The following is a 13,243-nucleotide window of genomic DNA, read 5'->3' as shown; positions in this document are numbered from 1 at the left end:
GTTGGAAAGAAGTTGAAAATAGCCGATGCTAGTCAAATTTAGACTTGGCATTGGCTTTTTTCTTTTTCTCTTTGGTCTTTTTCTTGGTTTTTTCTTTCGGTTTAGCTTCCGACTTCGCTGAGGTTTTTTTACCATAAGAACTCGGTTTGTTTTTTTGCTTTTTCTTTGGTACAGGTTGCTCACCGTTTTCACTTAAAGTCGCCTTGCTTGGACGCTCAGAAAAAACTTCTTCGGTGGCTTCACGGTTGAATGGTTTTGCCACGCGCGGTGCGCGCATACGAATAGCACGACCTGCATGGGTGAGTTGTTGCATAAGTTCAAAATCAATTTTGCGGTCTTCTAAATTCACGGCCGCCACTTTAATTTTGACTTCATCGCCTAAGCTAAAGGTTTGACCACGTGCTTGTCCAATTAGACTTTGACTAGCTTGATCAAATACAAAGAAATCATCGCCTAACTGGCTGACATGAATCATACCATCGACATAAAGGTCTTTGAGCGTAACAAATAGACCGAATTCTGCCACTGCAGAAATTATGCCCACAAATTCTTCACCTAAATGCTGCTGCATATAGTGGCATTTTAGCCATGTCGTGACAGAGCGCGAAGCTTCATCTGCACGACGTTCAGTTGCAGAATAATGTTCGCCTGCATCATCTAAAGCTGCGCCCGAAAGTGGGGATGGCTTGTGTTGTAAATGTGCTTTAATGGCACGGTGTAATAACAGGTCAGGGTAGCGGCGAATTGGTGAAGTGAAATGCGTGTAGGCATCATAAGCTAAACCAAAGTGTCCTGCATTGTTGGCACCATAATAGGCCTGCATCATGGAACGTAATAACACCGCGTGAATACTTGGCGCATCAATACGATCTTTGGTGGCTTCAATCACCGCTTGATAGTCGGCCTGAGTTGGTTGTTCTGGGAAATGTAGCCCGAGTAATTTGACAAAATCACGCACTTTTTGAATACGTGAAAACTCAGGCGGTTCATGTACACGGTACAGCATCGGCACATCATGTTTGAGTGCATATTCTGCTGCTGCGACGTTGGCGAGTAACATACATTCTTCAATCAGTTTATGCGCATCGTTACGGGTGCGCGGCAAAATTTCCTTGATTCCACCTAACTCATCAAAGGTCATGTAGGTTTCAACGGTTTCAAACTCCATGGCATGACGTTCAGCACGTAAGCCTTTCAGCACTTGATACAGTTGGAACAGAGTATTTAATGATTTCCGCACCTCCCGATCTTCTGGAATTGCCGCACTATCACCCTCAAAATATTGTGCCACTTGGGTATAGGTTAGACGTGCTTTGGAATGCATAACCGATGGATAGAATTCAAAACCTGTGACTCGACCTGCACGTGACAGTTTTAAATCACAGACCATACATAAACGGTCTACCTGCGGATTGAGTGAACATAAGCCATTCGATAAAGCTTCAGGCAACATTGGCAATACAAAATGTGGGAAATACACCGAAGTCCCACGTTGCTGAGCTTCATTATCTAATGGTTTGCCTGAGCGGACATAATGGCTGACATCGGCAATGGCGACAACGACTCGGTAGCCACCGCCTGGACGTTTTTCGGCGTACACCGCATCGTCAAAGTCGCGGGCATCTTCACCATCAATGGTGACTAAGGGTAAATCGCGTAAATCAATACGTCCTTCACGATCTTGGGCAGTCGGTTCCTGAAAACTTTCAGCTTCTTGAATGACATCTTCAGGAAATTCATATGGCAGACCAAATTCTAAAATGGTTTGAGGGATAATAATTTCAGTATCAGCTTTGTCTGCCATCGACTGAATAATATGTCCTGTGGCGAATTCTTCACGGGTTGGATAGTCGTCAATGGCAATGCGAACAGAATCGCCCAGTTTAACTTGGGCATGTTCAATTAGTTCTTTTTCAAGGGTAATGGGTTGATGGCTATTTGGTTGGGCGGGCTGAATAAAATATTCACCATCGTATTCTGACAATTTACCAATGATTTGTTTGACACGACGCTGGGTGACTTCGGTAATAAAGCCCCATGCCTTGCCCTTACGGTCTACCGAAGTCTGGCGGACTTTGACTTGATCGCCATTAAACACCAAACGTAGTTCACGTTCAGGCAATAAAATATCTTCATGACCTGCAATATTGGCTGTGCCTAAACCTTTACTGTTGATGTACACCGTGGCGTCATGAGTCGGTTGTTCTGCAGCCAGCTGGAACTTGAATCCATCTTTCATAAGCTGACCATCACGCACCATGGCAATTAAACGATGGCTTAACGCATCAATACTTTTTTGATCGGCAATGGCGAAATGCTCAACCAAGTCTGCATGTGACTGTGCCGCTTGCAGTGTTTCAATGGTTTCTAAGATTAAGGTACGGCTTGGAATAGGATTTTCGTAACGTTCGGCTTCAGCTTTCGCTTCAGGATCGACCCAATTTTTCATCATGGAATAAGCTTCATGTCAGAAGGTAGGTTTAGCATAAGTCATGTACGTGAAGACTGCACGTAAATGATTGCAATAATGTGTTTTCTGTCGTTATTTTACGATGTTTCTGGTTTTTGTGTAGTGATTGCCAAAAGTTCAGGCGCAATTGTGGTGATGAATCCTGAAAATTGTTTAAAAAATATTTAATTGAGCAAAAATATGCAAAAATTGTGGTGTCTAAGCTTGCAGTGCTAGCACTTAATTTGTATTATGGCGGCACGTTACGGTGAGATGGGTGAGTGGCTGAAACCACGTCCCTGCTAAGGACGCATACGGGTAACTGTATCGAGGGTTCGAATCCCTCTCTCACCGCCACGCTTACTTATGTCGCGCTCATAGCTCAGCTGGATAGAGCACTTGGCTACGAACTAAGGGGTCGGGAGTTCGAATCTCTCTGAGCGCACCAATAAGTAAACTGAACAGTAACGTATCGCCTAAATTGGCAAACAAGTAATGCGCTCATAGCTCAGCTGGATAGAGCACTTGGCTACGAACTAAGGGGTCGGGAGTTCGAATCTCTCTGAGCGCACCAACTTGAACAATCAACCGCTTAAATGCGGTTTTTTTGTGCCTGAAATTTAGTAAACTCAAACAATAATCAGTTTATTAAAAAGAATAGCGTACTCATGGTTTTACGTTAAAATTCTTTTGAATCGTCGAATATCTGTGCACTTGATTGCAAAATGATGAATTAATACTTAACAGCCAGACAAAAACACGTATAATGCACCCCATCAAGTCGTCGCGCTCATAGCTCAGCTGGATAGAGCACTTGGCTACGAACTAAGGGGTCGGGAGTTCGAATCTCTCTGAGCGCACCAACTTGAAATAAAAAACCGCACTTTTGATGCGGTTTTTTTGCATCTACACTATCTAAAAATGATGAAATTTCTGTGTCAAAAGTATGACTATTGTTTTACATCTGGCTTTGAGCGAATAAACACTAAAAAAATAAGGAATGTGCTCAATCTAGTGTAAGATTTAGCTCAATTTGAATGACTTGATGATGAGCCTATGTCTGACACGCAGCCAGCATTGTCTTTGCGCTATATTTTAAATTTAGAAGAATCTCAAGACGGCTTTGCCCTTGCGACTTTTGGTAAAAAACAATTCACCCGTTTTATTACACCACTGATGAGTGTGGCGATTATCGCTTGGGGCTTTTATTTGGGCTTCGATGGGGTAGGTCGCTATTATGTTGCACTCGGTGCGTTCTTTTTAATCTTGCAAACCTTAATGCGATATTGGTTCTTGCCAATGATGTTTAAACGCCAGTTTGTCAAATACCAATTTGGAAAAAGCGAGCAAGGTATTGATTTATTTCAAGACTATGCAGAATTGTATGCCAATGGTCGTAAACAGGTATTTCATTATAACGAGGTGCAAAATTTCGCTGTGGGTAAACTCACCTATATGCTGGAATTGAAAAACCGTACAGTGGTGATTGTACCGAAACGTGCATTTAATCAGCCTGCAGAACAAACGGTTTTTGAAAATACCTTTAAAAAGTAAGTTCTAATTTTCCCAATTTACGAATTATTTGAGAATGATCATGAGTACACGTCCATCTAAAATTGTCTGTGTCGGTCGCAGTTATGCAGACCATGCCAAAGAATTAGGTAATGCTGTACCTGATCGTCCTGTGTTATTTATTAAACCGCCAAGCAGTTTACGCAGTTTAAATGATGGGATTACGTGGAATAAAGTCTGGGGCAATTGTCACTATGAATGTGAATTGAGTTTACGCATTGACCAGCCTTTAAATGCAGACACAGATCCTGCCAAAGTATTGGATGCTGTAGGTGCAGTGACTTTGGGCTTGGATTTAACTTTGCGTGAGTTACAGGATGAACTGAAGAAAAAAGGACAGCCTTGGGAACGAGCCAAAGCGTTTGATGGTTCTTGTGTGTTGGCAGATTGGGTGGATGTATCGGAAATTCAGGACTGGAAAAACGTGCAATATCGTTTGGTCATTAATGATGAATTACGTCAGCAAGGCGATACCAGTTTATTGATTTTTGATATTGCGGCATTGTTGGCAGATATTAGCCAAGTATTTAGTTTAGAACCTGGTGATGTGGTCATGACTGGTACGCCTGCAGGAGTGGCAGCATTACAGTCGGGCGATCAGTTGAAGATGACCTTACAAGGACGTACTCAGGCATTTGTCTGGACGACTTTTGTAAAATAAATAGTGGTGTAAACGGTGATGCCCCAAAAGATGAGTATCACCGTTTTGTACTTGCTTTTAAATCCGAAGGTTATACTTTCAGTAAATGCTGAAATTTACTGCGTAATTTATTCAGTTTCGGTGGAATGGAAAAATTGCAGTAGCCCTGATTTGGATTTTTGGCAAAAAAATTCTGATGATAGTCTTCTGCAGGGTAAAATTCAGGTGCTGCACTGAGTTCAGTCACAACATTCACACCTTCAGCTTGTAATGCTGCAATCATCTCGGTGGCAGCTTGTTGCTGTGTAGCATCTAAATAATAAATCACAGAGCGGTATTGTGTGCCGACATCATTGCCCTGACGGTTTAATGTGGTTGGGTCGTGTGTGGCAAAAAATACCTCAAGTAATTGTGAATAGCTGATCTGCTGCTCATCAAAATCAATCAAAATGACTTCTGCATGTCCGCTGTCGCCGCGGCAAATATCTTCATAGCTTGGGTTTAAGGTGTGTCCACCTGCATAACCGCTGGTGACTTTTTCTACGCCCTGCAGTTGTAAAAATACAGCTTCGACACACCAGAAACATCCGCCACCAAACAATGCTTGTTGCATGATTTTGTCCTTATATTTTATGAATCAACCATTTTAAGCCTATTTATGGTTAGACTTAGCCATTAACGTACAGCCGTTGGTGTTTCAAATTGAATGAGTAAATTTCCATGACGATCTAGCAATTTCAGGGTTTTACCATAGACCTGATAATGTGTCACCTTATTCATGGCCTCATGAAATTTCTGATCTAAGTTGTTGTTATTTAAGCAAGCCATTCGCGTGGTCGCCAATTGACCCAATTGTAGGGTGTCACGTCCTGCGGTATAGCTAGCGTTGATTCGGTTACAACTATCTGAACCTGAGACTGTTTGTGTGGTGGCATCAAAGTTTAAATATGGCAAGTTTTGGCGGTTTGCTGCAGTATTTAACATACTGTTGCCCAATTGCGTAGCCGTCCATGTACGTTGTACCAAGTTAGCTTGATTGATTGCGGTAATTTGGCTTGCACTCGTTTGAGTTGGCATATTTTCACATCCTGATAAAGCAATCATTGCACCCAATAAGGTGATCCCGAAGTATTTTTTTAGCATGGAATGATCTCTAATTTTTGAAATTGTTGCTATCTAAACAAATTATGCGCCGTGGCTCTAGTTGAATTTGTATGTTTGCTGCAACTTTTTCCAAGATATGGTGGGGTTTTTTCTCTGAATTGATTGTATCTGGGTAAAATGACCAAAATAGGTCAAGGCAGCACTTTGTTTTGATAGGTTGGGTACGAGTAAGGCGTGCTGATTTTTGGTGAGGAATCGAGCTGTACCCCTTGTCGAATAAGCGCGGAAAAGTCCTGACTGTGGATATCTGTTAAGTTTTCCACACGTGGGTTAATGTGGGCGCGTTGATACCAAGTTTGCATATCCCAACGATGATCCAGCGCATGCAGATCATATAAATAATTGGGTAAATAACCCGAAGCCAACAGGCGATAGTCTGCAGGGAAGCGTTTTTGTGTTACTGACTGAATCATATCAAACAACAATGTGGTGCAATTACTGGTCAAAGTGTTGTACCAACGCGCTTTGGCGGCCAAAGCATCGGCTTTATGCAGATATTCCTGAAACAGTGCTTGTGCTTCTTGAGGATTCAGTTGAATTGGGAAAAAATAAACTTGTTCACCCCGAATATTACTGCGAGTGTAAATGATATCTTTTTCATCGGCAGCAACAAGGCTCAACTCATATTTCCGAAAGAAGCCACCAATCGCAGAAAACTCTTCATGTCTTTCTTTGCGTATTTCAATGGAAAAAGTCAGAGGCGCTTGATCGGCAAAGTCAAAACTAACCAAGGTATGCGCAATTTTAGGCCCCATCCAGTATGAGGTGATGATATTCACCCCAGTAATTTGTTTCAGATTAAATTGGCGGGTTTCCCAGTGTTCGGTATAGCGACCATCGGCATGCCAGTCAAAATTGCGGACATTTTGCAGTGTGACCTGATCTTGTACTTGTTCATAATGCAGGATGCGAGCCACTTCAGGGTTCCAGTCTCGGTCTTGCTTGGCATCCATCCCAAAATACCAGAACAGCCCCAAAGCAAAACCCAATATATAAACCAGAATATCTTGATTGCGGCTCAGCAAATGTTGAGTGATATAAATGCCCAAAATGCTGAGCGTAAAGGCCAGCCAAGTTCCAATCAGCACACGGCTCATCAGCCAACCCAAAGGCTGATGAATCCATAAGGCCATACTCAGCCAAATAGAAGAAAGAATGACACCTAAACTGAAGATGAAATGCAGCATCCGCCATTCCTGAGACAAGTTAAATTCCGTTTAAGTCATCATAATCAAAGATTGCCAAGGCTGTCAGCATTATTTTTGGTAGCGGGCAAACTCAAAGGCAATGCCTGATTTTTCATCGACATGCTGTTCAGAGGCTACTTTTTTAAATTCGGCAGGAATGGCAGGGTAATGCGCATCTCCCTGCACATCCAGCTCAATATGCGTCAGTTCCAGACGGTCAGCAAGCGGCATGGTTTGGCTAAAAATTTCACCGCCGCCAATAATAAATAAAGTGTTTGGTTTTTCTGAGGCGTGTACATCTGCAACAGCTTGTTGCAACGCATCTTCAATACTGTGTGCGACTTTTGTGCCTTCAAATGACCAGTTTGAATCGCGGGTAATCACCCAATTCACACGCTTAGGGAGAGTGCGTCCCATCGACTCCAAGGTTTTGCGTCCCATAATCACCACGCCACCTTGGGTGATTTCTTTGAAGTGTTTTAAGTCTGCCGAAATATGCCACGGCAATTGGTTACCTTGACCAATGCAGCGTTGTTGATCCATAGCGACCACGTGTACAACTTCTAAATTTTGAAATGACATAATTCGGCTCGTATTTTCTTAGTCTGCAAAGTGTTTTAGGGATGTTCAGATCCTTTAAATGTTGAGATGCTAAATCTAGCAACAGGTAATTAAACTGCGACAGGCGCTTTAATTGCAGGATGTGACTCATAGCCTACAATTTCAATATCTTCAAATTTAAAGTCGAAAATATCCTTGATTTCAGGATTGAGTTTTAACTGACATAAAGCCAATGGTTCACGGCATAGCTGTAACTGTGCCTGTTCAAAGTGGTTGGCATATAAATGCGTATCGCCACCTGTCCATACAAAATCTCCGACTTCTAAATCACAGACTTGTGCGATCATGTGGGTCAGTAAAGCATAGCTGGCAATATTAAAAGGTACACCTAAAAACACATCGGCACTGCGTTGATATAACTGGCATGAGAGTTTGCCGTTGTGCACAAAAAACTGGAATAAAGTATGGCAAGGCGGTAAAGCCACTTGTCCTGCTTCATTCGGGTTCCAGCCTGACACGATTAAACGACGTGAATTTGGATTGGTTTTAATTTCATTGATTAGCCATGCAATTTGATCAAAACCATCTTGCTCATATAACCCATCGGCTTTTTGTGTTGCGCCAAAATTACGCCATTGATGTCCATACACTGGACCAAGTTCACCTTCAGGACGACCAAAGCGTGCGGTTTGTTCTGCGGTAGACCATTCATCCCAAATACTGACTTTATGTTCTTGTAGATATTTGACGTTGGTATCGCCTTTTAAAAACCATAACAGCTCAATCACGATAGAGCGGAAATGCACTTTTTTGGTGGTCAGCAGTGGAAAACCTTGCGCAAGGTTAAAACGCATTTGATGCCCAAATACAGAACGCGTACCTGTTCCGGTACGGTCACCTTTGTCGCCACCATGGTCAAGAATATGTTGGAGTAGGTCTAAATACTGGCGCATAGCGTTCTCTGGTCAAGCAAAAGTGAATATTTTTGGTTGGGCGATTCGATGCCCAGTAAATCAGAAAGAATAATAGCAGAGTTTTTAAAGTTATGACTTTATTGTGAGTCGGAAGTGTGATGTTGATGCAGCAATGACAGTGGTGAAAACAGGCAAATTGCCAAAGCGGTAAAGCCAATGCCTTGTGCACCCGACAGTAAAATTTCACCGTGTTGAATCTGCATAAAAATCAGTGCGAGTAACAACGCTAGCGGAATCCAAGTCAATAATCGTGCTAACCAACCTGTTGGATGTTGGGCAGTAAAATGAATTTTGCAGTAACGACAAATTAAAAAAACAAGACCTGCCGCTAGAAACATTAAAATCGCATCGAGCTTTAAGGGTTCTAAGAAATATAACGCTGCAGTGACCAGCGCGATCAGCATTAGCAGGGCAATTTTCTTTTTGACGGTAATCTGTGGGTTAAACCAAAATTCAAGCATGTGAGATATTGATATCTGAAAAGTATAAGTACTAGATGGCACTGTAGCATAAAAAAGGCGAAGATTGACTTCGCCTGAATAGATGAAACCTGCATGTAAATGGGTAGTAGCTTAGCTGTTTTTCTGCGGACCCCAATCATAAATTTTCTTTTGATAGGCATACCACATCATCCAGATACCGACCAAAATCATTGGCAAGCTCAGGAATTGTCCCTTACTCATCCATGCAATAAAGAGCTGACCATGATCGGGTTCGCGGAAAAATTCGACAACAAAGCGTGCCAAACCATAACCAATAAGGAACAGGGCAGACACTGCCATGCGTGGACGTGGCTTGGAGCTAAACCACCACAGTACAATAAATAGAATTAAACCTTCGCATAAGGCTTGATACAACTGAGATGGATGCCGTACCAATTGCAAAGGATCGGTCGGGAAAATCATCCCCAAGGCAAAGTTAGGATCGGTCACAGGGCGACCATATAATTCACCACCAATAAAATTACCAATACGACCAAACATCAGACCTGTAGGTACGCATGGGGCAATAAAATCCAGCGTTTGGAACCAAGTCATTTTGTATTTTTTACACCAGAACAGCATGGCTAAAATCACGCCCAAAAAGCCACCATGAAAACTCATGCCGCCTGTCCAAACTTGGAATAACCATAGCGGATTTGCCAAAAATTGTTCAAAGCCATAGAAAAATACATAACCGACACGTCCACCAATGACTACGCCCAAAGCGCCGTAAAAGATCAGGTCGGAAACCATGTCTGGTGTCCATCCACGCTGTTTGGCACGGTAAGTTGCCAAACCCCATGCAAATAAAAATGCCAGTAAATACATCAAGCCATACCAATGGACTTGCAAAGGCCCGAGCGAAATCGCAACGGGGTCAATATTTGGATAGGTGAGCATTCCTGTTCCTTGTGATTCTGTTTTGCACAGATTTTAGCTGAATGTGATGAAAAATGTTGTACATTCAATGTGTAAAGATTAAGAGTTTGAATTATGTGTATTGTTGCATTGGCTTGGCAGGTCTTGGCAGACACACCCCTGTGTTTGATTTCAAATCGGGATGAGTTCTATCGGCGTTCGACAGCAGCACTGGCAGCATGGTCTGATAGTCCAATTGTTGCAGGGCAAGATTTAGAATCGGGCGGTACGTGGATGGGGATTACCCCATCGGGACGCTGGGCAGTAATTACCAATTATCGTGATGCGAATGATGTTCGTGAATATCCAACCTCACGTGGGCATATTATTCAGGCCTTTTTAGAATCTGAGCAAACGCCTATCCGTTTTGCCCAAGCCTTGGAAAAACAGCAATGTGAATATGCAGGTTTTAATTTATTTGTGGGCGATACCACTCAAGCGGTGTATATGAGTAACCGCGGTGAAGCACCACAGGTTCTAGCTAAAGGCGTTTATGTGGTGTCGAATGGGTTGATGAGTGACCCTTGGGAAAAAACTGCACGTTTACGCAAACGCTTTACGCAGGAGTTTTTACCGATGCTGCAATTGCCTGATCTTGCAACGGCAGAGCTAAATGCTGCTGCGTGGGATATTTTGCAAGATGAACGCAAGGTTGCATCTGAGTTGTTACCGCAAACAGGGATTTCATTGGAGATGGAAGCGTTGTTGTCATCAACTTTTATTCAAAGTCCACTGTATGGGACACGCTGTTCCAATTTTTTACGGATGCAGGCGCAGCAATTTACATGGTTGGAAAAAACACAATATGGTGAACAAAAGGGAAATATTGTGCAACAACAGTTGAATATTGAGGCATAAAAAATGCCGACGTGATGTCGGCATTTTTAATTTATGGATGTTATCCAGCAATTGCTTTGCCGTCTTTACGGGTGATGACAACCGTTGCTGAACGAGGACGTGCAGTTTTATTGTTCATGTCAGTTTGTGTTGCAGGCCAATGGCTGCTTGGCGCATCAAAACTCTTTGAATCTTCACCTGGGTGCTGAACGTTAATAAAGATTGCTTTGTAGTCAGGTGTCATGGTTACACCTGTAATTTCACATTCTTTTGGCCCAACAAGGAAGCGACGTAAGTTTTTATCGGTGACTTGAGCACCAGCAATTGTACTTTGATCACCAACAGTTTTTACAACACCGCCATCACCAACTTGACCAGGTAGTGCTGCTAACATCATACAGTTTGTAACATCTGTATATGCGCCATCATCTGTTTGAATCCAAAGAACACCACGTGGGTCAAACCACATACCATCTGGACTTGAGAAGTCGTTTGCATCGCTTAAATTAGAAAGGTTAATTGTCGGATCCATACTTGCTTCAGCACCAAATAGATAGATATCCCATTCAAATGATGTTGCTGCAGTATTCTCTTCTTTAAAGCGGATAATATGACCATTGACGTTACCTTTACCACCTTCAGGATCGGTGTAGTTACGTGGGTTTGCAGGATCTGTTGCATAGCTTGAACCACGGTTCGAGTTATTGGTTAAAGTCACGTACACTTCACCATTTTCAGGGTTTACAGCAACCCATTCTGGACGATCCATTTTTGTAGCTCCTACAGCATCTGCTGCAAGACGAGCAAAAGTAAGGACATCCGCTTGTGAGCTAAATGGGTAAATAGCGTTTGTTTCGGTTAAGCCATTTTTACCATAAGCCAGTTCAATCCACTCTCCTGTGCCTGATGCATTAAATTTAGCGACATAGAATTTCCCTGAATTCATATATTTGTCGCCAGCTCGATAACCACCATTCACATCTTTAGGATCCCATGTTGCATCTGATACAAATTTGTAGATGTACTCACCGCGCGAGTCATCGCCCATATAGAATGCAAATTTTTGCCCTTCAATTGCGCGGCTGGCGCGACAGTCTTCGTGAGCAAAACGACCTAATGCAGTACGTTTTACTGGGTTTGAGCGGCTATCGAATGGATCAATTTCTACAATCCAGCCAAATGTATTTGGCGCATTACGATAGTCTTGAGTTGCAGACTCTTTGGTTACGTTAGCAGCCCAACGATCATACATGTCTTGAGATTCAAAACCAGCTTCTGCTGTTTCCCAACCATAGCGTGAAGATTTATTCAAATACACGATGCGATCTTGCTCATCGCGTTCTGGAATTTTTTTACCATCAGCATCTAAAATATAAATGATGTTGTTTTTCGCATCACGTTTAACACTACCGTCTGCATTTTTTTCAGTTTGATAAGAGATCTCTAAGCCTAAGCCATAGCGTTTAAGTGCTATTTTTTCAGCTTCACTACGGGCTGAGTATTGGTCTGTACCTGAGCGTTGGAAATAACCAATAAAATTTTCTTCAGCAGTTAAATAAGTGCCCCATGGTGTATAACCATTACCACAGTTATTTTGTGTGCCTCGAGTTTGACGACCAGCGGGAGAGAATGCTGTGTGCAGTAATGGAGAACCAGCTACAGGCCCTGCAAAATCCATGACAGTCGAAGCTGTAATACGACGGTTAAATGGTGATGACTTCACAATCTCTACAGCTTGAGTTTCAGCATTTTTCTTAATATGAACGACTGAAACACCGTGTGCATTTACTTCACGAATCACTTCATCTTCTGGGCGACGTCCATCCTTTTTAGTTGCGCCTTTTGGATGTAAGAAGGTTTGGTTGATATATTCGTGGTTCAAAACCAATAAGCCATGATCTGATGCATTTTCATCATAACGACCAGTTTTAGTACTTAAGCCAAAATAGCTCATGCCATCGTGACAGTCACCAGAGCGGAATTGGAAACTTGGGCCAGATGGAACATCTGCATCTGCATTCCAATTGCTATAAGAAGGATTGATTGAGTCACCTAAAGCATATAATACAGTTGCTTGGTAACCTTCAGGAACAGTAACAATATCATTCAAATTTTTATCTACAGCTTTAAATGTTAATGTTTCAGGCTTGGTATAGGGTTCTTCTTTACTTGTTGGTGGTGTTACATTTGTATCTTCATCATCATCACTACATGCAGATAAAGAAGAAGCTAAAGCTAAAGCTGCTGCACCGCTTGCAGTTTTTTTAATTAAACTGCGACGGCTCATGCGTTGTTCTAGAATGTCACGAAAGTGCGTATTGTCTGAAGTGTTATTATCTAACTCTTGATCTTCATTGTAAGGCATAAAATCAGTCATTTTTTTTCCTAGCAAATTGCTTAGTCGTTTGAAAGTTATATGTAAATTAGTGGCTAAACATGACATGCGGGTTAAGCTTATG

The 13,243-nt window shown here is 42.3% G+C and carries 12 protein-coding genes and 4 tRNA genes; 7 read left to right on the top strand and 9 right to left on the bottom strand.

From position 1 onward, the window contains the following. Positions 1-28: 28 nt before the first annotated feature. Positions 29-2,452 carry a ribonuclease R gene (rnr, locus tag LZP46_RS12985; protein ID WP_236094047.1) on the bottom strand — a complete coding sequence of 808 codons (2,424 nt, stop codon included), beginning with the start codon at positions 2,450-2,452 and terminating at the stop codon, positions 29-31. 264 nt (positions 2,453-2,716) lie between these two features. On the opposite strand from rnr, the gene LZP46_RS12980 reads away from it, so the two are divergent. The 6 genes from LZP46_RS12980 to LZP46_RS12955 all read left to right on the top strand — a co-directional run bounded on the left by LZP46_RS12980 (position 2,717) and on the right by LZP46_RS12955 (position 4,682). Further along, a tRNA-Ser gene (locus LZP46_RS12980) sits at positions 2,717-2,806 on the top strand. 14 nt (positions 2,807-2,820) lie between these two features. Continuing rightward, positions 2,821-2,897 (top strand) — tRNA-Arg (locus LZP46_RS12975). Between the two features lie 49 nt (positions 2,898-2,946). Further along, positions 2,947-3,023, top strand: a tRNA-Arg gene (locus tag LZP46_RS12970). 212 nt (positions 3,024-3,235) lie between these two features. After that, positions 3,236-3,312, top strand: a tRNA-Arg gene (locus tag LZP46_RS12965). Positions 3,313-3,505: 193 nt separating this feature from the next. Continuing rightward, positions 3,506-4,003 carry a YcxB family protein gene (locus LZP46_RS12960; RefSeq protein WP_236094046.1) on the top strand — a complete coding sequence of 166 codons (498 nt, stop codon included), beginning with the start codon at positions 3,506-3,508 and terminating at the stop codon, positions 4,001-4,003. 40 nt (positions 4,004-4,043) lie between these two features. Beyond that, positions 4,044-4,682, top strand: a complete 639-nt coding sequence (locus tag LZP46_RS12955; protein ID WP_236094045.1) for a fumarylacetoacetate hydrolase family protein — start codon at positions 4,044-4,046, stop codon at positions 4,680-4,682. Between the two features lie 70 nt (positions 4,683-4,752). Here the strand turns inward: LZP46_RS12955 and msrA are convergent, their stop codons facing one another. From msrA to lgt, 7 genes are all read right to left on the bottom strand, one after another. Further along, a complete protein-coding gene (gene msrA, locus LZP46_RS12950; protein WP_070153293.1) occupies positions 4,753-5,274 on the bottom strand; it encodes a peptide-methionine (S)-S-oxide reductase MsrA in 522 nt (173 codons plus the stop codon). 62 nt (positions 5,275-5,336) lie between these two features. Beyond that, positions 5,337-5,804 carry an META domain-containing protein gene (locus tag LZP46_RS12945; RefSeq protein WP_236094044.1) on the bottom strand — a complete coding sequence of 156 codons (468 nt, stop codon included), beginning with the start codon at positions 5,802-5,804 and terminating at the stop codon, positions 5,337-5,339. A gap of 152 nt (positions 5,805-5,956) precedes the next feature. Then, complete coding sequence (locus tag LZP46_RS12940; protein WP_236094043.1) at positions 5,957-7,012, bottom strand: Lnb N-terminal periplasmic domain-containing protein; 1,056 nt, start codon at positions 7,010-7,012, stop codon at positions 5,957-5,959. Positions 7,013-7,081: 69 nt separating this feature from the next. Next, positions 7,082-7,594 (bottom strand): dihydrofolate reductase, encoded by a 513-nt coding sequence (locus LZP46_RS12935; RefSeq protein ID WP_178318791.1) that lies wholly within the window; start codon positions 7,592-7,594, stop codon positions 7,082-7,084. A gap of 89 nt (positions 7,595-7,683) precedes the next feature. Further along, a complete protein-coding gene (gene thyA / locus LZP46_RS12930) occupies positions 7,684-8,526 on the bottom strand; it encodes a thymidylate synthase (protein ID WP_178318790.1) in 843 nt (280 codons plus the stop codon). 98 nt (positions 8,527-8,624) lie between these two features. After that, a complete protein-coding gene (locus tag LZP46_RS12925; RefSeq protein WP_178318789.1) occupies positions 8,625-9,008 on the bottom strand; it encodes an AzlD domain-containing protein in 384 nt (127 codons plus the stop codon). 111 nt (positions 9,009-9,119) lie between these two features. Further along, positions 9,120-9,929: a prolipoprotein diacylglyceryl transferase gene (gene lgt, locus LZP46_RS12920; RefSeq protein ID WP_236094042.1), complete on the bottom strand. Its 810-nt coding sequence runs from the start codon at positions 9,927-9,929 to the stop codon at positions 9,120-9,122. Positions 9,930-10,022: 93 nt separating this feature from the next. On the opposite strand from lgt, the gene LZP46_RS12915 reads away from it, so the two are divergent. Beyond that, positions 10,023-10,805, top strand: coding sequence for an NRDE family protein (locus LZP46_RS12915; RefSeq protein WP_236094041.1), 783 nt, complete (start codon positions 10,023-10,025; stop codon positions 10,803-10,805). A gap of 40 nt (positions 10,806-10,845) precedes the next feature. Here the strand turns inward: LZP46_RS12915 and LZP46_RS12910 are convergent, their stop codons facing one another. Continuing rightward, positions 10,846-13,161: a PhoX family protein gene (locus LZP46_RS12910; RefSeq protein WP_178318788.1), complete on the bottom strand. Its 2,316-nt coding sequence runs from the start codon at positions 13,159-13,161 to the stop codon at positions 10,846-10,848. Positions 13,162-13,243: the final 82 nt, after the last annotated feature.

The sequence above is a fragment of the Acinetobacter sp. SCLZS86 genome (genome assembly GCF_021560715.1).
GTDB lineage: Bacteria > Pseudomonadota > Gammaproteobacteria > Pseudomonadales > Moraxellaceae > Acinetobacter > Acinetobacter towneri_A.
This window is presented reverse-complemented; position numbering and strand designations above follow the sequence as displayed.